At 71.6% G+C, this 21,092-nt stretch carries 14 protein-coding genes and 3 pseudogenes; 8 read left to right on the top strand and 9 right to left on the bottom strand.

Going from position 1 to position 21,092, the window contains the following annotated elements; all coding sequences use genetic code 11:
- Positions 1-42: 42 nt before the first annotated feature.
- Positions 43-2,916 carry a D-alanyl-D-alanine carboxypeptidase gene (locus ABZT03_RS18280; RefSeq protein ID WP_356040372.1) on the bottom strand — a complete coding sequence of 958 codons (2,874 nt, stop codon included), beginning with the start codon at positions 2,914-2,916 and terminating at the stop codon, positions 43-45.
- 222 nt (positions 2,917-3,138) lie between these two features.
- Between ABZT03_RS18280 and ABZT03_RS18275 the strand changes: the two genes are divergently transcribed.
- The 3 genes from ABZT03_RS18275 (at position 3,139) to ABZT03_RS18265 (ending at position 5,513) form a co-directional block, all read left to right on the top strand.
- On the top strand, positions 3,139-3,894 hold the full coding sequence (locus ABZT03_RS18275) for a GPP34 family phosphoprotein (protein WP_356040369.1): 756 nt from the start codon (positions 3,139-3,141) through the stop codon (positions 3,892-3,894).
- A gap of 391 nt (positions 3,895-4,285) precedes the next feature.
- Complete coding sequence (locus ABZT03_RS18270) at positions 4,286-5,143, top strand: helix-turn-helix transcriptional regulator (protein ID WP_356040366.1); 858 nt, start codon at positions 4,286-4,288, stop codon at positions 5,141-5,143.
- 181 nt (positions 5,144-5,324) lie between these two features.
- Positions 5,325-5,513: a DUF397 domain-containing protein gene (locus tag ABZT03_RS18265; protein ID WP_356040363.1), complete on the top strand. Its 189-nt coding sequence runs from the start codon at positions 5,325-5,327 to the stop codon at positions 5,511-5,513.
- A 396-nt stretch (positions 5,514-5,909) separates the two neighbouring features.
- On the opposite strand, the gene ABZT03_RS18260 is transcribed toward ABZT03_RS18265, so the two are convergent.
- Positions 5,910-6,407, bottom strand: coding sequence for a glutathione peroxidase (locus ABZT03_RS18260; RefSeq protein WP_356040360.1), 498 nt, complete (start codon positions 6,405-6,407; stop codon positions 5,910-5,912).
- 148 nt (positions 6,408-6,555) lie between these two features.
- Entirely contained in the window at positions 6,556-7,548 is a 993-nt protein-coding gene (locus ABZT03_RS18255) for a winged helix-turn-helix domain-containing protein (protein WP_356040357.1), read from the bottom strand.
- Positions 7,549-7,705: 157 nt separating this feature from the next.
- Here ABZT03_RS18255 and ABZT03_RS18250 point away from each other — a divergent pair.
- Positions 7,706-8,901 (top strand): annotated as a pseudogene (locus ABZT03_RS18250) (MFS transporter).
- On the opposite strand, the gene ABZT03_RS18245 reads toward ABZT03_RS18250, so the two are convergent.
- The 5 genes and pseudogenes from ABZT03_RS18245 to ABZT03_RS18225 all read right to left on the bottom strand — a co-directional run.
- On the bottom strand, positions 8,840-9,757 hold the full coding sequence (locus tag ABZT03_RS18245; protein ID WP_356040354.1) for a slipin family protein: 918 nt from the start codon (positions 9,755-9,757) through the stop codon (positions 8,840-8,842). The pseudogene ABZT03_RS18250 and the gene ABZT03_RS18245 overlap by 62 nt on opposite strands.
- Before the next feature lie 159 nt (positions 9,758-9,916).
- On the bottom strand, positions 9,917-10,960 hold the full coding sequence (locus tag ABZT03_RS18240; RefSeq protein WP_356040351.1) for a chitinase: 1,044 nt from the start codon (positions 10,958-10,960) through the stop codon (positions 9,917-9,919).
- A 235-nt stretch (positions 10,961-11,195) separates the two neighbouring features.
- Complete coding sequence (locus ABZT03_RS18235) at positions 11,196-12,116, bottom strand: N-acetylmuramoyl-L-alanine amidase (RefSeq protein ID WP_356040348.1); 921 nt, start codon at positions 12,114-12,116, stop codon at positions 11,196-11,198.
- 666 nt (positions 12,117-12,782) lie between these two features.
- A complete protein-coding gene (locus ABZT03_RS18230; RefSeq protein ID WP_356040345.1) occupies positions 12,783-13,562 on the bottom strand; it encodes a DUF4232 domain-containing protein in 780 nt (259 codons plus the stop codon).
- Between the two features lie 365 nt (positions 13,563-13,927).
- Positions 13,928-14,269 (bottom strand): annotated as a pseudogene (locus tag ABZT03_RS18225) (helix-turn-helix domain-containing protein); the annotation flags it as partial.
- A gap of 124 nt (positions 14,270-14,393) precedes the next feature.
- Between ABZT03_RS18225 and ABZT03_RS18220 the strand changes: the two are divergent.
- From ABZT03_RS18220 to ABZT03_RS18210, 3 genes are all read left to right on the top strand, one after another.
- Positions 14,394-15,044, top strand: a complete 651-nt coding sequence (locus ABZT03_RS18220; protein ID WP_356040342.1) for an NAD(P)H-dependent oxidoreductase — start codon at positions 14,394-14,396, stop codon at positions 15,042-15,044.
- A gap of 322 nt (positions 15,045-15,366) precedes the next feature.
- Positions 15,367-16,059, top strand: a complete 693-nt coding sequence (locus tag ABZT03_RS18215) for an ABC transporter ATP-binding protein (RefSeq protein WP_356040339.1) — start codon at positions 15,367-15,369, stop codon at positions 16,057-16,059.
- Positions 16,056-18,350 carry an FtsX-like permease family protein gene (locus ABZT03_RS18210; protein ID WP_356040335.1) on the top strand — a complete coding sequence of 765 codons (2,295 nt, stop codon included), beginning with the start codon at positions 16,056-16,058 and terminating at the stop codon, positions 18,348-18,350. Before ABZT03_RS18215 ends, ABZT03_RS18210 begins: the two co-directional genes overlap by 4 nt.
- A 620-nt stretch (positions 18,351-18,970) precedes the next feature.
- Here the strand turns inward: ABZT03_RS18210 and ABZT03_RS18205 are convergent.
- A complete protein-coding gene (locus tag ABZT03_RS18205) occupies positions 18,971-19,192 on the bottom strand; it encodes a hypothetical protein (RefSeq protein ID WP_356040332.1) in 222 nt (73 codons plus the stop codon).
- Between the two features lie 776 nt (positions 19,193-19,968).
- On the opposite strand from ABZT03_RS18205, the pseudogene ABZT03_RS18200 reads away from it, so the two are divergent.
- A pseudogene (locus tag ABZT03_RS18200) lies at positions 19,969-20,433 on the top strand (lamin tail domain-containing protein); the annotation flags it as partial.
- Positions 20,434-21,092: the final 659 nt, after the last annotated feature.

The raw sequence follows: 21,092 nt of genomic DNA, 5'->3' as shown, positions 1-21,092 counted from the left end.
GTCCGACCGGCGTCGGTGCGCGGGCGCGTCACGGGCCCGGGGTCAGCCGAGGCGCTTCAGCTTGTCCGTGAAGCCCGGTTCGACGAGTTCCCTCTCCAGGGCGACCGGCACCTTGACCGCGCCGCTCGTCCCGTCGCCGACGGTCAGCGTGCCGACCCGGGTACCCGCCTTCGCGGTGTGCGGCACGTCCTCGGCGGCGAAGGACAGCTTCACCTTCAGGCCGGCCCAGCCGATCGCCGTGACGTCCTTGGTGAGGACCACCGGGGTGCGGCCGCCGAGCCCGTCGTCCACGTACCCGACGACGTCGCCCTTCTTCAGGATCTTCGCCGGCTTCAGAGCGTCCCGGGCGGCGAGCATCGCCGTCTTGCTGACGTCGTTGACGGTCTGGATGATCGGCGCCTTGTGCTGGCCGAGGATCGCGCCCACCACGGTCACCGTCTCACCGCCGACCTCCTTGGTCGCGGCGAAGAGCAGGTTGCCGCCGGCCGCGGTGGTGGTGCCCGTCTTGAGGCCGATCGCCCCGTTGTAGGGGACGAGGTAGTTGTAGTTGTAGTGCTTCTGGCCCGACGGGTCGGTCCACTGGCCCATCGACGTGATCGCCGTCAGGGCCGGGATCTTCACCAGCTCGTTGCCCAGCTTCACCTGGTCCCCCGCGGTGGAGACGGTGGTCTCCTTCAGGCCGGAGGCGTCCGTGTACGTCGTGTGCGTCATGCCGAGTTCCTTGGCGGTGGCGTTCATCTTCTTGATGAACGCCGCCTCGGTGCCCGCGTCCCAACGGGCCAGCAGCCGCGCGATGTTGTTGGCGGACGGGATCATGATGGCCGCCAGCGCCTGCTTCTCGGACAGCTTGTCGCCCTGCTTGACGCTGTTGAGGGTGGACTCGCCGTCCTTGTCGTAGCCGCCCTCCTTCTCGGCGGTCGCGTCGACCTTGATGGCCGGCCCCTCGGCACCCGTCTTCAGCGGGTGGTCCTTGAGGACGATGTACGCCGTCATGGCCTTGGCGACCGAGCCGATGGCGACCGGCGTCTGCTTGCCGAAGTCACCCATCGTGCCGATGCCGTCGACGTCCATCCAGCCCTGTCCCTCGCCGGGCCACGGCAGGTCCACCTTGCCGCCGTCGAAGGAGTAGGAGTCCTCGGCGGTGAGCGCGAGCGTCGGCGCGGGCAGCGGGCGTACAGCCTGTGCGATCGCGAACGCGACCACCAGCAGCAGCACCAGCGGGGTCCAGATCTTGACCCGGCGGACCAGCGTGCGGACCGGGGTCTCCGGCGGCGGAGGCGTGTTCGTGAGCTCCGCCAGCAGGTCCAGCGGCGGCTTCGGCGGCAACGGCTGCTGCGTGGTCCGCTCCGGGCCGAGCCGCGGGGTGACGGTGGTGACGTCCGGCGTGACGGCGGGCTTGGCGCCCGGTCCGGAGCCCGGCCGGGTGGCGGGCTTGGCTTCGGGGGCGACGGCGGGGGTGGCGGCGGTCGTACCGGCGCCGGTGCCGTTCGGGGTGGCGGGCTCCGGCCGCGCGGCCGGACGCGGCTCGTCCAGCGGCTTGAGCGCCACGAACGTGCTGGTGCGCTCGACTTCGGCCACGGCCTCGGACTTGGCGGACCTGTCCGCCGTGCGCTTGGCGTCGGCCTTGGAGTCCGTGTCCTCCCCGGGCTTGGCGTCGGCCTTCGGCTTCGCGTCCTCCGGGGGCTTCGCGTCTTCCCCGGGCTTGGCGTCGGCCTTCGGCTTCGCGTGGTCCTTCGGCGCGGCGGGGCCGCCGGCGGGCCTGGCGTCCTTCGGGGCCCGGGCCGCGTCGCCGAGCTTCAGCATGGTCGTCGGCTGGTCCACGGCGGGCGCGGGCGGCGGTACGGCCTTGAAGACGGCGGTGGGCTGGTCGACGGGCCGCGCGTCGGCCTTGGCGTCGGCGTCCTCGGAGGCGTTGTCGGCGGCTTCGGCGGCGGCTTCGGCCTCCGCAGCGTCCTTGACGTCCTCGGTGGACTCCTTCGGCCCCGCGGGCGTGTCGCGGGGCCCGTCAGCGGGCTCGGGGGTCTCGACGGGCGTGTCGCGGGGCTCGGCCGCGTCGGCCGGCTCGGGCGTGTCCGTGTCGGCCCGGTCGTCGGATTCCGCCCCGGCAGGCGCCTCGGCGGCCTCCTGGACGTCCGTCCCGCTGTCCGCCGCGCTCCCGGGCGCGCCGGGGGCGTCATCGGCCGACGGTGCCTGCACGGCGTCCTCGGCCTCCGCGTCGGTCACCGGGCGGGCGTCCTCGTCGCCGGCCCCGTCGGCCCCGCTGGCGGCCTTGGCGTCCGCCTCGTCGTCGTCCCCGGCGCTCCTGGGGCCGCCCGCCGGCTTCTCGTCCGCCGTCCGCACCCACGCGGCCACGGCCTCCCGCAGCCGGGCGTCACCCGACGGGGCGGCGCCGGCGTCACCGGAAGCCGCCTCGGGCTCGTCCTGGGAGCCTGAGCCGGGCTCGTCCTCGGATCCGGCCTCGGCGTCGGCCTCGGCGTCGGCCTCGGCGTCGGCCTCGGCGTCGGCCTCGGCGTCGGCCTCGGTCTCGGCCTCGGGGCCGGTGTCCGCGTCCGTGACGGCGTCCTCGGCCCCCGACTCCCCGGCGCCGCCCCGAGCGGCATCCCGCGCGTCCTCGGCATCCCGCGCGTCCTCGGCGGCCTGCTCGGCCTCCGCGGCCTTCCCGGCGTCCTCGGCGTCCTCGGCGTCGGCCTTCCCGGTCGCCTCCGCGAGTTCTCGCACGGACAGCGTCCTCGTCGCCGTATCGACGCCTCCGCGGGAGCGGGACACCGCGATGCGCGGGTCACGCCGTTCGGCCGCCGGGCCGTTCTCGGTCCTCGCTTCCGGAACCGGACCCGCGCTCCCCGACGTCGGTTCTGCCGACGACTCGCGCTGCTTCGACCTGTCGGGGGACTCGCCCGCCACCGATGCCTCCTCCATGCGCCGCACGCTCTCCGTGCGTCAACCGAACCGTGAACCGCCGCCCGGAACACCGCCTCGTGGCGCTGTCCGAACCATGTACCAGTGTCCTGTGTGCGGGCTTGACCCAAGCGGTAGACGAGAACGACATACCTACTGGTTCCATTGCAAACAGGTCACGCACCCTCGACAGACCAATGTGAGAGGGGTCACCCTGTCATTCATCCACGCGGGGAGGCATGGATGGGCAGGAGCCGCAGAACCATTCCGGAAGAGCTTTTGCTTCTGGCGCTGGACCCGACCACGGGTACCACCGCACAGCCGCAGTCGCTCGACCTTGGTCTGGCCGGAGCACAGCTAGTGGAGCTGGCGCTGGCCGGACGGATAGCCCCAGACGGGGATCGTATCGCCGTGGTGTCCCCACGGCCGACCGGAGATCCGACTTTGGACTGCGCGTTGGAGTTGCTGCGAAGGCGTGGCGCTCCGGTTCGGGCCGTCCACTGGATAGGCGGGCCGCGATTGGGGCTCCGCCAGACCTACCTCTCGTATCTGGAGCGGTGCGGCATGGTGCAGGCCGTGGCGGGCCAGATGTGCGGAGTGCTGCCGACGACTCGCTACCAGGCGACGGACACCGAGATCAGCCGGGAGATCAGAGCCCGGCTGGACACCGCGATCCGTACCGGCGTACCGCCGGACCCGCGGACCGCGGCGCTCGCCGCTCTGGCGCACGCGGTCGGCCTCGGCAAGCACCTGTATCCGGGCAACGAGGGACGCTCGTCCCGCTCCCGGCTGCGGGATCTGATCAGGCACGACCCGATGGGCGGCCTCGTGGCGCACGCTGTGATGGACGTCCAGAACGGCGCGGTCGCTCAGCCGCGCCGCAACCAGGCACCGGCCGGCCGGCAGGCCGCCCCCGGGGCCAGGCCCGCGTCGGAACCCGCTCGTGGTGTTCCGATGCAGCCCCGTCACGCGAGCATGGTGCGCGCCGTGGCTCACTGAGCCGCAGTCCCACGGCTGCACCGCGAGGCGACCCGTACCACCGCATGACCGCACGAACCGCACGAACCGCACCGCCGAGCATGGCCGAGCATGGCCGAGCGCCGCACCGCAGTCCCCAAGACCGGTACGGGAGCCGCTGGTCCGCGCGGGGTGACGGCACCGTACGTCCGGACGACGACACGGTGCCGCCGCCCCGCGCGGCCGCATGTGTGCCCCCGGTTCCGCCGCTGGGTGCCCCGAGCCGCCCCGGACCCGTCCGGAGCGGCGCAACCGGCCCTACGCAGCGCATATCCGTCGTTTGCCAGCGGTAGAAAGCACCTTGGTGGCAGTCTGCTCAACAGCAGATACGCAAAGTGGCAGATACAGGCACACAGCCGGAGGTGCACGTCCCGTGGCGTCCAATGTCAATCCCACCGTCAGGCGACGACGGCTGGGCCAGGAGCTGCGCAGGCTCCGCGAGCTCAAGGGCATGACGGCCGAGGAGGTGGCGGAGCGGCTGCTCGTGTCGCAGTCGAAGATCAGCCGCCTGGAGAACGGCCGGCGCAGCATCAGCCAGCGGGACGTCCGCGACCTGTGCGGGGTCTACGAGGTCGAGGACCAGCGGATCGTCGACTCGCTGATGCAGATGGCCAAGGACTCGCGCCAGCAGGGCTGGTGGCACGCCTTCGGGGACATCCCGTACAGCGTCTACATCGGCCTGGAGACCGACGCGGAGTCCCTGCGGGTCTACGAACCCCAGGTGATCACCGGCCTGTTGCAGACCCGGCAGTACGCCGAGGCCATCATCCAGGGGGCGTTGCCCGAGACGTCGACCTCCGACATCGAGAAGCGCGTCCAGGTCCGGCTGCGGCGGCAGGATCGTATCGCCGCCGACCGGGAGCCGCTGCGGCTGTGGGTGGTCCTCGACGAGGCCGCGCTGCGCCGGGTCGTCGGGAGCCGCCAGGTGATGCGCGAACAGCTGGAGCAGGTCGCCGAGATGTCCCAGCAGCCGCACATCACGGTGCAGGTGCTGCCGTTCGAGGTCGGGGCGCACCCCGGCATCAACGGCCAGTACGCGATCCTGGAGTTCGCGGACGCGGCCGACTCCAGCGTGGTGTACATCGAGGGCGTCACCAGCGACCTGTACCTGGAGAAGGCGCACGACGTGCAGAAGTACACGGTGATGTACGAACACCTGCGGGCACAGGCCCTGAACGTCGAACAGTCCCGCCGACTCATCGAGGACGTGGCGAAGGAGTACGCCCGTTGATGCCCTCGGGGGTGAAGGGCGGGATGCTACACCCCTGACGGGTCAGACTGGAAGAGTCACCTGGAATATGCCACCCAGTCGAGTGAACGACTCCTCCGAATAGCGATGTTGGCGAGTAGCGTCGATCACGCCACGATCAAAGGCGTTGGCTCAAACCGTACAACTCGCCACCGGAGCAAAAATGGCAATTCTTCAGGGTGCCACGGCAACGTGGACGAAGTCCTCCTACTCCACGGGCAACGGCGCGTGCGTCGAGGTCATGTCGCCGTCGGCGACGCTGGCCGTCCGTGACTCCAAGGTCCACGAGGGCCCCACCCTGGCGTTCCCCGCCGACGCGTGGAAGGCCTTCGTGGCAGCGGTCAAGGCGTAGAGGAGGCTTCCTGATCCTCACCCGACCGTATGACCGACAACCATGCGATCGAGTAGCACGCGATCAAGAACGGCAACCGCTCGACGTACCACTGCTCAACGCATCACCGCTCAACGCATCACCGCTCAAAGCATCACCGCTCAAAGCACGGATCGATCGACGCACCAACAGCTCAACGCACCAACAGCTCCACGCAGCACCTGTTCCAGGCAACATCCGCACACCGCAGCACAGTTACCGCGCAATGCAGGTGCACCGCACGACTCACCACCGCACAGGCACCAGCGACAGAGCCCTCTCGACCGGCCCGCCGTCCTTGCCGAGGGGGCTCGGCTGTGCCCGGCCCCGGCCCGCCTTCCCGCGCGCCGGTGCCGGTGTGTGCCGGTGCGGGTGGGATCAACCCGCCAGCTGGGCCTCGACGGCCGCGACGATCTCGGCCGACTCCGGCTCGGTCTGCGGCGAGAACCGGGCCACGACCTTGCCGTCCCGGCCGATCAGGAACTTCTCGAAGTTCCACCGGATGTCACCGCTGTGACCCTCCGCGTCGGGGAAGTCGACCAGGCTCTCGTACAGCGGGTGCCGGCCCTCGCCGTTCACCTCGGCCTTCTCGGTCAGCGGGAACGTCACGCCGTACGTCGCCGAGCAGAACTCCGCGATCTCCTCGGCGCTGCCCGGCTCCTGCCCGAGGAACTGGTTGCAGGGCACGCCCAGCACGGTGAAGCCCTGCGCCGCGTACCGCTCCTGCAACCGCTCCAGGCCGTTGTACTGCGGGGTCAGCCCGCACTTGGAGGCCACGTTCACCACGAGCACGGCCTTCCCGGCGTACTGCCCGAGGTCCGCGGAACCGCCCTTCAGGGCGCCGATCTCGATGTCGTACAAAGATGTATGCGTCATGCGGCGATGCTATGGCCTGCCCGAGGACCCGGACCGTGGACGTGGCGCGTGACACGCTTCCCCCGCCGCGCCCGTGCCGTCCCGACCGCGCCCGTGCCGTCCCCACCTCGCCCGTCCCGCGCCGTCCGCGCCGTCCCGCGCCCGAGGGTCACGCCGGGGCGTCGTCCCCGCCCGTCCTTCCGGCCTCTCCGGCCCGTACGAGGACCTCACCGGCCGGCGTCCGCGAGTACAGCACCGACCGCCCCGCCCGCCGCCGCTCCACCAGCCCGGCCTCCAGCAGCACCCGCAGGTGGCGGCCGACCGAGCCGAGGCCCTGGCCGGTGACGGCGGTCAGCTGGCTGGTGCTGAGCGGGGTGGCGAGCCGCACCAGCACCCCGGCCCGTGTCGTCCCGAGCAGCGCGCCCAGACTCGCGGGCACGGCGGGGCCCCGGCCCGTGGCGAGCGCGCCGGCACACGGGTAGACCACCGCGTAGCGCTCGTCGTCCTCCCACGACACCCAGCCCGTCTGCGGGGTGACCGGGACGAACACCAGCTGCGCGCCGGAGATCTCCCGCGGCGGGTACGCGTGCGTGTTCACCTGGAGGCGGTTGTCACCCAGCCAGCGCGTGCCCGGCCGCAGCGCGTCCAGGACGGCCGCCCAGCCGCCCTGGCTCATCCGCGCGGTGCGCGCGACCACGTCCGCCTCCAGCACGCGGCGCCGCCGGGGCCAGTACGGCCGTACGGACTCCGCCCAGACGTCCTCCAGGAGAGCGGCCGCCCGCTCGGGGAGGTCGTCCCGGTCCAGCGCGGCCGGGAGCGGGCCGGCGAGGGAGGTCCGCAGGTGCGCGCGGGCCCGGCCGGGAGGGGCGGCCCGCACCCGGGCAACGCCCTCCTCGAACGTCTCCCCGTCCCTCGGGGTCGGCGTGAGGAAGTCGGCGATCCAGTCCCGGCCGAGCCCCGAGCGGACCAGCAGCGCCGTCACCGGGTCGGCGGCCAGCCGCCGCCGGTAGGCGGGCCGGTGGTCACGCAGCCAGACCTGTTCGCCCGGGTGCGCGGGCACCCCGGCGTGCAGCAGCTTCAGCGCGGCGAAGGTCTCGGCGAGCGGGGACAGCACGAAGCGGCTCCCGGCCAGCGTGTCCGCGTTGACCTGCCACCACCCCACCCGCCCACCGCCTCCACCCGGTCCCCGGTCGCTCGATCCCGCCGCCGGTCGGGCTCCGCCGCCGGTGGTCCGCGTCCGTCCCCGCCTCGCCGTCACGACGTTTCGCCCCGGCGCGAAACAATAACGGGCCTCCTCCCGGCGGTCGCAGACTCCGCGGATGCGCAGCTACCGACAACTGTTCCGCACCCCTGAGTTCACCCCGCTCCTGCTGACCTCCGCCGCTCACACCGCGGGGCAGACCGTAGGCGGACCGGCGCTCGGCACCCTGGTGTACCGGCCACCGACTCGCCGCTGCTGTCCGCGCTGAGCATGTTCGGCCCCTCGCTGGCGCAGGTGCTGGGCGCGACCCTCCTGCTGTCGGGGGCCGACCGGCTGCCGCCGCGGGCGACCCTGGCGGGCGTCTCGCTCGCCTTCGCGGCCGGTACGGCGGTGCTGGCGCTGCCCGGCCTGCCGATCCCGGCCGTCTTCGCCGTCGTCCTCGCCCAGGGGATCGTCGCCTCGCTCGGCGGGGGAGTGCGCTGGGGCCTGCTGACCGAGATCCTCCCCAAAGGGGGCTATCTGCTGGGGCGTTCGGTCTTCAACATGCAGAGCGGACTCATGCAGATCACCGGTTACGCCACCGGCGGCGCCCTGATGACGGTGCTTTCGCCGCGCGCCTGTCTGCTCACGGCGGCCGGGCTGTTCCTCGCGGCGGCCGCCGGACTCCGCCTCGGCCTGACCCACCGGCCGCCGCGCGCCACGGGCCGCCCCTCCGTCCGGGTGACCTGGCGCACCAACGCCCTGCTGTGGTCCTCCCGGCCCCGCCGCCACGTCTACCTGGCCCTGTGGATCCCGAACGGCCTGGTCGTCGGCTGCGAATCCCTCTACGTGTCCTACGACCCCGGCGCCGCCGGCACCCTGTTCGCCTGCGGGGCGCTGGGCATGTTCGCCGGTGACGTGACCGTCGGGCGCCTGGTGCCGGCCGCCGTCCGCCCGCGCCTGGGCACACCCCTGCTCGTCCTGCTGGCCGTGCCGTATCTGGCCTTCTTCCTGCACCCCGCTCTCCCGGCGGCCGCCGCCCTGGTCACCGTGGCCTCCGTCGGCTTCGGCGCGAGCCTGGTCCAGCAGGAGCGACTGATGGCCCTGACCCCCGGCGAACTGAGCGGCCACGCCCTCGGACTGCACTCGGCGGGCATGATGACCCTGCAGGGCGCGAGCGCGGCCCTGGCGGGTTCGGTGGCCCAACTCACCTCGCCCGCCCGGGCGATGACACTCACCGCGCTGGCGTCCCTCGCCGTGACGGCGGCCCTGGCTACGACTGCTCGACGGGCGGAGCGACCGGCCCGGGCGCCTGGACCGGCAGGGGTGCGGTAGGCGCGGCGGGAGGTGCCGTGGCTGCGGCGGGCGGTGCGGTGGGCGCGGCGGGTTGCTGGGTGGGCCCCGCCGGTTGGGTGGCGGGCGGTTCCCCGAAGTGCCGGGCCGCCTTGTCGAAGTACCGCAGCAGCTCCACCGGGAAGGGCATCACCAGCGTCGAGTTCTTCTCGGCCGCGACCTCCACGACCGTCTGCAGCAGACGCAGCTGCATGGCCTCGGGCGTGTCGGACATGATGCGGGAGGCGTTCGCGAGCTGCTGCGCGGCCTGGAACTCGCCGTCCGCGGTGATGACCCGCGCCCGGCGCTCCCGCTCGGCCTCCGCCTGCCGGGACATGGACCGCTTGAGGGACTCCGGAAGCTGTACGTCCTTGATCTCGACCCGGTCGATGTGGACACCCCAGCCGGCCGCCGGGCTGTCGATCATCAACGCCAGCCCCTCGTGCAGCCGTTCCCGGTCGGACAGCAGGTCGTCCAGGTCGCTCTTGCCGATGATCGACCGCAGCGAGGACTGGGCGACCTGCCCCACGGCGAAGGTGTAGTCCTGGACCTCGATCGCGGCCTGCGCCGGGTCCGTGACCCGGAAGTACACGACGGCGTCGACCTTGACCGAGACGTTGTCCCGGGTGATGCCCTCCTGGGTGGGCACCGGCATGGTGACCACCTGCACGTTCACCTTCCGCATCCGGTCGGCGAACGGGATCAGGAACGTGACCCCCGGCTGCCGGTAGCCCGGCAACGCCCGGCCCAGCCGGAACACGACCCCGCGTTCGACCTGGTTGACCACCCGCATGCCGCTGCGCAGCACGAGCAGGACCAGTACCGCCACCACCACGACCGTGACCACGGTGCCTTCCATGGCACTCCATTTCCTCACAGGTCCCGGCCGGACGGACCGGCCGGGACACCGATGTGATTGAGCCACGGATGAGGACATCGCGGGGGCCCGCGAGGATGCGGCCGTATGCGTCAGGAGTTCGTCAAGACTCCCCGGCCACCGGTCGCGAGCCATCAGCCGTCAGTGGTGACCGTGGCCGCGGGTGAAGGGCTCGAAGGTGTGGCTGAACTGCCAGGTGTCCTGGGCGATGCCCGAGCAGGAGTTGGCGCCCGCGGTGCCCACGCAGCCACCGTTGTCGCGCTGGAGCGCCCAGAAGGAGAGCGTGTCGATCCCCTTCGCGACGGCCCACTTCTCCACCTTCACGGCGTCCTGCGCGGTGAAGGTCTCCTCCGGTCCGAAGTCGTCGATGCCGGGCATCTCGGTGACACCGATCATGTGCCAGAGCTTCGCCGGGTTCTTCTTCGGGTACAGGGCGGCCAGTTGGGTCCGCAGCCCGGTGGCGGCGGTCACGGTGTCGGCCGCCATGTCGTGTGTGGCGCCGTCCCAGTAGTCGAACGTCATGATGTTGACGACGTCCACGCGCGCCCCGTTGTCGACGGCGTTCTGCAGCAGGGCCACGCCGTTGGGCGCGAGGCCGGTGTTCGTCGTCGGCAGGGTGTAGGAGAACTGCACGGGCCGGCCGCTGCGTTCGGCCCAGCGCTCCACCTTGGCGATGGCCTTGTTGCGGCGGTCGATGCCGGCGGCGTTGTTGATCGAGTCGGCCTCGATGTCCAGGTCGATGCGGGTGACGCCGTACGTCGTGACGAGGCTCTCGTACACCTTGGCGATGGCGTCGACGCTGGTGCAGTTGTCGGCGAGTTCGGTGCCCGTGGTGTCGGCGCTGTAGCCGCCGAAGGACGGGATGACGTTGCCGCCGCGGGCCTGGATCGTGGCGATGTCCGCGCCGAAGGCGGCCTCGGAGATCGGCTGGGTGGCGTCGCCGTTCCAGTCGGCGGTGCACGAGCCCGCCGCGGGCGTCTGGAGGAACGCCAGCGTGAGGTACTTGTTGCCGGACGCGGCGGCGAGTGCGGCCGGGCTCTCGCCGGTCCACGCCTCGAAGTACGGCGCGGCGACGTGCGCCGGCATCGGCCGCGCGGGATGCGGGGGTTGGGCGGGGGCGGCCTGCGGGGAGGCGAGGGCGCCGCCTCCCGAGAGAGCCACGAGCCCGGCGGACGCTGTGCTCACGGCCAGACAGGACAGCAACGCGCGAAGAGGACCAGGTCGTCTCATTGACGCTCCCAGGAAGAAGGGACAGCGGAGGCTGGGGGGAACAGCGCCATCGTTGGACTAGACCAATTGTCTGTCAAGGTTCTTTACTGGTAACTGACCGATTCGCCCCATGGGGAAGGGCATCCACCGGGTCCGGTGGATGCCCTTCCCCATGGGGCGAATCGATGACGTGTCGGACGGTGCTCCTCGCTCAGGCGACCACGGTGAACAGGCCCGTACGGTCGCCGAGTCTGCCGAGCGAGATCTTGCCGGGGATGCCGTTGGCCTCGGCGCCCGAGTAGCCGAGGTGGCGCTGCCACTTGGCGTAGGCGGCGACGGTCGTCGAGCCGAAGGATCCGTCACCGGCGTACGTCTTGGCGAGGTACCCCAGCTTGACCAGCGCCGCCTCGGTGAGGTTGGTCCCCGCCATGTAGCTGACGTGCCCCTGCTTGGCGCCGGGGTCGGCCTTCGCGGCCCGCACCAGGCGGGACAGGTCGACGCGGGGCTTGCCGGGACCGGGCTTCGACGGCGCCGGCTTGCCAGCCCCGGACGCGAGCTGCTTCTTCACGTCGGCCCGGAAGTCGTCCATGTCGAAACTGGGGTCGATCTTGCCGGGCTGGACCTCCTTGTGCCCGGCGACGGACTTCTCGGACCATCCGTGGGCCCGGCACAGCGCCGCCGCCCACCGCACGGCCTTCTCGTACTGCGCGTCCGGGTAGGGGTCCTTGCCGGTGCCGAGGTTCTCGATCTCCAGGCCGTACAGGCAGTCGTTGCCGTCGGCGTTGGCCTGGTTGTCGTGCGGCAGCGGCTTCTCGGCGCGCAGCGCGTTGAGGACGTCGAGGTCGACCGACCCGGCGTGGTTGGCCCGGCCGTGGCCGATCATCCACAGGCCGTCGGTCTTGCCGAGCCAGGCGTGGCAGAGCGGTCCGGGGAGGTCGGACCTGCCCTTGTAGCAGAGCTCCTTGTCGTTGTGGCCGGCGGTGTGGTGGATCAGCACGCCGATCACGGGACCGAACGACCTGCCGGTCGCCGCGTCGCGGTTGTGGGTCTTCCAGCCGGCGTGTTCGTGAACGCTGAGACCCTCGGCCTTCAACGCGGCAAGCGTTTTCGCGGCGGACAAGGGTGTGGCCATGTCTGCGGTCCTTCCGGATCTGCACATCGAACGGGCATACGGAACAGGCACGTTGAGCGGGGTGCGGCTCGGTCCTCATCGGCCGGATGCACACCCCGTACCACTCAGCATCGCGGAATCACGCCCCGCGCGAGGTGAAATCCGGCCGTTGCCCGCGTCCTTCGTCCCCACCGCGACGTCCGGTCGCCGGCCGTATCCAGCGGGTCATCACCCGTCGCGTCGGCCGCCCACCACCGGACCACTGAGGACGATCACCAGGCCAGGCGCGGGTGCCGGCACCGACCACCCCGGCCGCCGGCCGGGGGATCGCGCCGAGCGAGGGGCCGTACCGGTCCCTCTCTCCGGTGGCCGGAAGAAGCAGACGAGTTCGGCCGCCGTCACGGTGTCCGGATTCTGCGTTCTGCCGTCGCGTCAGGCCTCGTGCCGGGCCCGTTCGTCGCGCCGGACCGCACCGGCAGGGGCCCACGAACCCGTCCGACGACGGTGAACGCGCTTACCTCAAGCGGGGCGGATCAGGCGAGGCAGATCAGGCGGGGTGGATCGGGCGGGGCGGATCAGGGGAGGCAGATCGGGAGAGGCAGATCAGGCGTGGCAGATCAGGCGAGGCGGATCGGGCGAGGCGGATCGGGAGAGGCAGATCAGGCGTGGCAGATCGAGCGAGGCAGATCACGCGGGCCTGGTCGCCGACACCGGCGTCACCGTCGCCGTGTTGTCGCACTCCGCGAAGACGCCGTCGTCCAGGGCCACTTGATGCGCTCCGGCGCCGGGGAGGCCGACCACCAGGGTGGGGTACGCCGAGGGATCGGCGCCGGACGCGCAGTAGCCGTCGCCCTCGCCCTGGACCTGGACGAAGGTCAGCTTCACCCAGGCCGTGGCACCGGGAGCCACCCGCACCGGGGACGCCGACCCGGTACGGGTCACCGACAGCGGGGAGTTGTGCTCCGGAGAGCCGTTGCCGGCCCCGGCGACGGAAGGATGCCCGCTGAGCGCGCACGCGGCCCCGGAGACGTTGGTGAACCCGACGACGGCGGCCCCCGTCCCCGTCCCGCTGGGCCGGTCGACGGCCTGCCGCGCGATGACGTCGAGCGCGGAGGGGGGACACGATGTGAGGGCATCGGTGCCGGTGCCGGTGCCGGTGCCTGTACCCGTACCGGTGCCGGTGTGGACGCCGGTGCCGGTGCCGCTCCCGGCCTCCGTGCCCCCGGTCCCGGCGGAGGTGGTGTCCGCCGGGGTGGACGGGCCGCCGGTACCGGTCTCCGGCGCGCCGCCCGCCGCCGCACCCGACGGGGACGACGAGACGCCCGCCGTCCCCGGGGAGGCCCCGGCCGCGGTCCCGGAGTCCTCACCGTCCCCCTGACACCCGGTCACGACCAACGCGGCCGAGGCCGCGACCACCGCCACCAGGGTCCCGCGCACACCGTTGCCCCACCGGATTCCGTACCGCATGACATCCCCCGAACTCGCGTCGCCCGGAGCGGCCCTCGCCACCCCTCGCCGACGCAGACAGCTCCGGCTCACCAGGGGTTCTCCGGCCCGTCCTGCTGTGACTCGGCGGTGACGAAACCGAACCCGGGCGTGGTCAAACGGGACGCGAGAGGTCGAAAAACAGGGCGCCGGGAGCGACGAAGGGAGGGCGGGGCACCGAGGGCCGGAGGAGGAAACCGCCCCTATGCCTGGTCCGCCGGCACCGTCCCCGCCGTAGCGGAGACTCCCGCCGCACGGCCGGATCCGGCCGCACCGGCGGCTTCCGACGGCACCGCACCGGCGCCTCCCGTCACCGCACCGGCGCTGGCCGTTCCGTCGCAGGGCGGGGCGTCGGGCAGGTACTCCTTCGCCCACTCGCCGAGCCCCCTGATCGAGGGTTCGAGTGCGGCTCCCGAGCCGGTCACCCGGTAGGAGACCCGCAGGGGCGGACCTTCGTCGACCTCGCGCACCACGAGCCCCGCGGCGCCGAGCTCGGCGAGCCGGTCGGAGAGCATGCGCTCGCTGATTCCGGGGATGGCCCGGCGCAGGTCGGCGAAGTGGGTGGGCTGGCTCATCAGCACGGACAGGATCGGCCCGCTCCAGCGCTTGCCGAGCAGCTGGAAGACGCGCGTGATGCCGTCGTCCACTCGCTTGCACACGGACGCGTCGTGGATCTCCTCTGCCGCCATGCCTCCAGGGTACTACCCGGCCGTAGGGGGCTAAATAAAAGTAAGTGACTGTGTTATCAATAGTGGAGTACGAAACTTCAGCTCGCTCGCAGCGTGCTGCGGGCTCGCTTCCCTGGAGACACTCATGGCCACCCTGCTTCACATCGACTCGTCCGTGTTCACCGGCGAGGCATCGTCGTCCCGTGCCGTGACGGACGCCTTCCGCAAGACCTGGCAGGAGCAGCACCCCGACGGCACGGTGATCTACCGCGACCTCGCCGCGGACCCCGTCCCGCACCTCACGGCCGACGCCCACACCGCCGGCTTCGCGGACCCGGCCGCCCACACGCCCGGGCAGGCGGCGGCGTTCGCCGAGAGGGTCAGGCTGATCGAGGAGCTGGAGCACGCGGACGCGGTGCTCATCGGGGCCCCGATGTACAACTACACGATCCCCTCGACCCTCAAGGCGTGGCTGGACAGCGTGATCCTGATGGGCCGCACCGCGGGTGAGACGCCCTCCGCCAAGGGGACCCCGGTCACCGTCGTGGCCAGCCGCGGCGGCTCGTACGCGCCGGGCACCCCGCGCGAGCCCTACGAGTACGTGCAGAACTACCTGACGGCGGTCCTCGCCGACGCCCTCGGCCTCGACCTGGACTTCATCGTCCCCGAACTCACGATGGCCCCGCACGTCCCGGCCCTGGCCGACCTCATCCCCCTCTTCGAGTCCTCCCGCGACCGCGCCCTCCAGGACGCCACCACCAAGGCAAAGTCCCTGGCCCAACGCTTCACGGCGTAGGGGGAGTTGGGGCGGGGATTTCGTCCGCCGGTGGGGGCGGCCTGTGGGGCGTGGTCGATCGTCTCGTCCTCGAGGCCGACCGAGCGGAGCGTGAGAGGCAGGACGTGGGCCGAGTCCGCGACGACGAACGCGTCGCAGACGTCGCTGCCTCACGGGGTGGCGGTCGGCGATCCGTCGCATGATCATGAAGCGGGCGTCGGGTACGGCAGCCTGAACGGCACCGAACCCTGACAACTGCTCGCCGACCAAGCACTACCAGAGGTAGGCGGATAGTCCGGCAATACCGCGGGCCCAGGGCACGTCCCTGGGCCCGCACGCTTCTTTGGGGGAAGCCATCAGCACGTCAGAAATACTCACCGCCACGGGAATCGACCTCTCCTACGGCAGTCAGCTCGCAGTCCGTGACGTCCATCTGTCGATCTCCCGCGGGGAGGTCGTGGCGGTCACCGGACAGAGCGGTTCCGGCAAGTCCTCGCTCCTGTACTGCCTTGCCGGCGTCCTGCCCGCAACCCGTGGGCAGGTGCGGTTCGAAGGGCGGTCGCTCGGTGACCTCGACGACGAGGAGATCAGCACCCTTCGCCGGGAGCACTTCGGATTTGTCTTCCAGTACGGCGAGTTGCTACCCGAACTCACGGTGGAGGAGAACACCGCTCTGCCGCTTCGCCTGGCCGGGCACCGCAAGGGGCCCGCTCTCGCGGCAGCCGGCGAAGTACTCGAACGCCTCGGGCTCGGCGAACTGCGGGAGCGCCGGCCCGCGCAGGTCTCCGGCGGGCAGAGCCAGCGCGTCGCGGTGGCACGGTCCCTGGTGCACCGCCCCGCCATCGTCTTCGCGGACGAGCCGACCGGGTCGCTCGACAGTGCCAACGCCTCCGCCGTGCTGAAGGAGTTCCTCGACCTGGCCCGGTCCCGAGGGACAGCCGTCGTCCTGGTGACGCACGACCGGGCCATCGCCGCGCAGGCCGACACCCACTACACGATGACCGACGGAGTCCTCGGCTCGCGGGGTGTGATGTGACGGAGTTCCTGCTCGGCGTGCGCCTGCTGTTCGGCACGGGACGCGGCAACCGCATACGTTTCTTCCTGATGGCGGCCGGCGGTTCGGTCGGCGTGTGCTGCCTCGCGCTCGTCCTCACCGTTCCGGCGATCCTCGACGCCCATGACGGACGTGCCGCCGCACGGCAACCCGTCACCTCCGCCGGCGGACCGGCGGACGGCACTCTCGTTCTGCAGCGCTCCGACGCGTACGGCTCCAAGTCCTTCACCCGTGTGTTCGTCGCCGGGGGCGCCCAGGGTACGCGGACCCCACCGCCCGGATTGCGTGAACTACCGCGCGCCGGTGAGGTGTTCGTGTCGCCTCGGGTGCACGACCTCCTGCGTGAGGCACCCGCTGTCAGCGCCTTGCTGCCCGGACGCGAGACGGGCGTGATCCACCCGGCCGGGCTCGCCCACCCCGACGAGCTCTACGCCTACATCGGTACCACTCGGGCCCGGATCGCCGAGGAAGGGCGGACCCTGAAGGGATTCGGCTACAGCTACGCCCCGTTTCCCGCCGTGGAGCCGTCCACTCTCACCGATGTGCGGTTCGCCCTGGCGACGCTGGTCCTGCTGCCCCTCGCCATCTTCCTGTCCGTCTGTGCCCGGCTTTCGGCCGCCGGCCGGATGCGCCGATTGGCGGCGCTGCGCCTGCTGGGACTGAGCAAGAGGGGAATCCAGCGGGTGAACGCCGCCGAGACCGTCGTGGCCGCGCTGCTCGGCGCGGTTCTCGGGCTCGGCGAGTACTGGCTGCTCAACCAGGTGATGTCGAGGGCCGGCCTGCCGGGGCTGCGGTGGTACCCGGGCGACGGCGCCCTGTCCGCGACCACGGTGGTCGTCTGTCTGATCGGCTGCCCCGCCCTGGCCTGGTTCGTCGGCCGGAAGAGCGCTCGTGACGCGAGCGCCAACCCACTGGCGGTACGGCGTACGGCGGTGCCACGACCACCGTCCAGGTGGGGCGGCCTGCTCCTGGTCGTCGGCCTGGGCATCGTGTGCGGCTACTGCGCGACGGGCCTGACGGGCCACCCCGCCTCGAGCGTCGGCGTGAACGCGCTGCTCGTGGTTGCCGGAGTCGTGCTGACCGGCCTCGGACTCGTACTGACGCTGCCGCTTCTCTCGTACCTGGTGGCCGGCCGCCTGGCGAGATCCACCCAGTCCCTCACACTGAACCTGGCGATGCGACGCAACGAAGCGGAGCCGGGAAGCGCGATGCGCGTCGTCACCGGTCTCGTGCTGCTCGTCTACGCGGCCTCCCTCGCCCAGGGCGTTCTCATCCAGCTCGAACAGGTCACCCGCCCGTCCGGGCCGGCGCAGGACTACTCCCTTCACCTCTCGGCGCTCACCGCGCGGCAGCAGCGGGAACTCGCCCATGTGCCCGGGGTACGTTCGCAAGCCGTGATGATGGATTCCTGGGTCGACCTCGACGCCCCGCGGGCGGAGGCGGCCCTGTCCTCTTCGGCCACGGCTCTGGTCGCCACCTGCGCCCAACTGGACCGGATGGTCCGGAGCTCCGCGGGATGCGTGGACGGGAAGGTGATGCGGCTCGTCGATCCCAACTCGAGCCTGGGGTCCGACCTGAGGCCCGGGTCGTCCTTCCGGTTCCGCTTCCACGTCGACGGCGGGAAGGACAGGAACGTCGACCTCACGCTGCCCGCCGGACAGATCGTGTACAGCGGCTACGCGGCCTCCGCGGCCGGCAACGCCGTACTCCTCGTTCCACCGTCCGCCCTGCCCGCCGACGCACGCCCCCGTGACGCGGAACTCGTCCTCACCAGCAGCTCGGACCCGGACCAGGTCCGCCGCGTCCTAGACGGCATCGCCGCCGTCGCCCCGATCGCCGAGATCGAACTCGTCGGACTCAACGTTCAGGGGCTGGAGCAGATCTCAGTGGTCGAGACCCTCCTGGCACTGGGCATGATCATGGGACTGGTCATCGGAGTGGCCGCCTTCCTCGTGTCGGTCACCGACCGAGCCGTCGAGCGCCGTGCGCAGGTCACCGCCGTCACGCTGATCGGCGCACGGGCGAGAACCATGAGGGCCGTGCAGTGCGCCCAGGTCGTGCTGCCGCTGAGTGTCGGTCTCGTGCTGGCGCTGGTGGCGGGCAAACTCGCCGAGTCCAGCTACCTGATCACCGGGGGCGGCGCGGTGCGCTGGGACCTGCCCGGTCTGCCCTTGCTCGTCCTGGCCGCGGTGGGCGTGGTGGCGGCAGCGACGGTGGGCTCCCTCCCCCTGGTGGGCCGCCGGATCGACCCGGAACTGATCCGGCGCGACTGACGGACCCCGCCGGACGGCGAGTTCCGTGTCCCCGGGGGATCTGTGGGTGCCGTACACCTCTGGGTGTCCCCGGGGCACGGAAGGTCGCCTCGCCACGCTCACCGTGCGGTGGGGGCAGATCTACGGTCCACGACGGGGTGTTCCTGGGGGCTGAATGGCCGCGTCGTCGCCGTGACGATCCATGTCGTGCAGCGGCGGCCGCGGTGCGAGAAGCCGTGTGCCGGCCGCGTCCGGCCGCCTGAAGGGCGTGCCGGAGGGGGCTCGACGGCATCAAGGGCATGCGAGGGCACGCCCGGGGGAGTTACGGCGCCGGCTCGTGGCCGGCCGCCGAAGTCACTGCCGCGGTCGGAGTCAGCGCGCCCCGCGGTGAACCGTGCCCACGTCCGGGATGGACGCCTGCCCCTCGTCGAACGCGTACGTCTCGTCCTCGCCGAAGCCGAAGTCGGGCGCCTGGAAGGGGTTCGTCGCGGGAGGCGGCGACGCCGCGGCGGCGGCGGAGCCGTGCGCCCCTCCCGGGGCGGAGAACAGCGAGGTCAGGTCGATGAGGGGTCTCCCATTCGGTACAGGCCCATGAGGAAGCCTGGCGTGCCGTGACCGGGCACAGCGGTGGTACAGCGGTCCTACAACTTGCTCATCTTCGCGTACGGGCTGAGGATCCGCTCCTGCGCCGAACCGAAATCGACGAGGACCGCGATGCCCTCCTCGACGCCGATCACCCGGCCGAGGCCGTACATGTCGTGGGTGACCTGGTCACCCACGGCGAAGTGCTTGGTAGGGGGCGCGACCGGTGCCTTGAAGGGACTGGACGGCAAACTGCGCTTCAGTGCTGGTGGCTTTGTCATCACCACCAGTATGCGCCCGCGGGTATCCATTCGGTACGGCTGTCGGCATCCACTCTTCCGCTCCGCATGCCCTCGGTAGGGGCCCCGGAGACGGCCAGACCGAATCACCTTGCCGTTGACCTGCGGATTCTTCGGCCGGGCAGGCCGCGGGATGGGCCGACCGCCCTCGGTATCGATCGGGCTGCGGTTCGCATCCGGAGCGGTACCGCCCCCTCGCGAGGCCCCGACGCGGACGCCGGACGCGGGAACCGCGCCCCTCGGACCCCTCGCAGGGTGCGTGACGGCCGGAGTGGAGCCGCCGCGGAGGGGAACTGGGGAGGGTCCTGGTCCGGACACCTCGGAGGGCAGGTCAGCGGCCTGGTGCGGGGGCGTGGATCTTTCGGGGCCGCCGGCAGGGAGGCACCTGCACGACCCGTTCCCGCTGTTACCGAAGCGGCGATCGGACCATCGGTCGTTACTCACTTTCGGGTGACGGCTCGGAAACCGCCGGGGTGGCGCGCCCTGGCGGACGGACACCACGGGCCAACCGCCACAAGACGCCCTGACTTGTTTCACCGTCAACTTCACGCCCGTACGGCATAAATGGACATTGCATCCAAGAGTCACGGAGATATGGGCAATAGGTAACACCCGCCATGTTTCCATCGCTTTCGCCGCGGCCGGTGGACAGAGTGTGAGGGCGCGGCCAGCCGGTCGCCACCCGCACACCGCACCGACCCCCTCGGCAACCACGAGAGCCGCCGAGGACAGGTGCCCGCACCATGCAGGGGGACTTTGTGTCCGTTTCCGCATCTGTCACCGCCCGGCGTCTGGCCGCCGCCACGCTCGCGGCAGGCGCCCTGGTCGCCGTCGTGACGCTGCCGGCGTCCGCCGCCGACCTCGCCCGCCCCGGCCACCCCCGGGTGGAGATCTCGGCCGTGCAGTACGACTCCCCCGGACCGGAGGACCGTTCCAACCGCTCCCTCAACAAGGAGTGGGTGGAACTCACCAACGACGGGCGTCACACGGTCAACCTCGACGGCTGGACGCTGCGGGGAGAGGACGGCCGGACCTACACCTTCCACCACTACCGCCTGGAGGGTCGCGCCACGGTCCGCATCCACACCGGTGAGGGCCGTGACTCGAACTCGGACCTCTACCAGGACCGCCACAACTACGCGTGGGACAACCGTTCCGACACGGCCACCCTGCGCAACGAGTACGGCCGCTTCATCGACGCCGCCTCCTGGGGCCGCCACCACGGTGACGACCGCTGGCACGGTGACGACCGTCGCCACGGTGACGACCGCCGGCACGGCGACGACCGCCGGCACGGTGACGACCGCCGGCACGGTGACGACCGCCGGCACGGTGACGACCGCCGCCACGGTGACGACCGCCGCCACGGTGACGACCGCCGGCACGGTGGCGACCGCCACGAGGGGGGCAACCGTCACGGAGGCGACAACCGTCACGAGGGCGGCGACCGTCACGAGGGCGGCGACCGTCAGCACGACGGCCGGCACTGACTGACACCCGCACCGCGGTCCGGTGACCGCTGAATCCGGCCCACCGGCACCAACCAGGCGGCGCGCCAGGCCCTTTGGGGCTTGGCGCGCCGCCGACGTATGTCACGGGGCCGGCGTCCTCTGTACGGAACGGACCGCGCGCCACCCGCCCTCCGGACGCCTTCCCTTCGTGGGGGCGTACGCGGGGGAGCGCACACAGGTGCCGCGCCCGGTACTCCGTACCCTCACTCTCCCGCCGCGCGACCTGCCCCCCTCCAGGCTTCTCCACGCCCTCCTGTCACTCTTCCGGGCGCGTAACCGGCGCCACAACAATGGCCCCTCATGCGGTCGCTCCTCACAGCGGCGGCCGCGTTCGCCCCGTGCCAGGGGAAGGCATCGGGGACGCGAGGCAA

The sequence above is a fragment of the Streptomyces sp. NPDC005574 genome, assembly GCF_040605435.1.
GTDB lineage: Bacteria > Actinomycetota > Actinomycetes > Streptomycetales > Streptomycetaceae > Streptomyces.
This window is presented reverse-complemented; position numbering and strand designations above follow the sequence as displayed.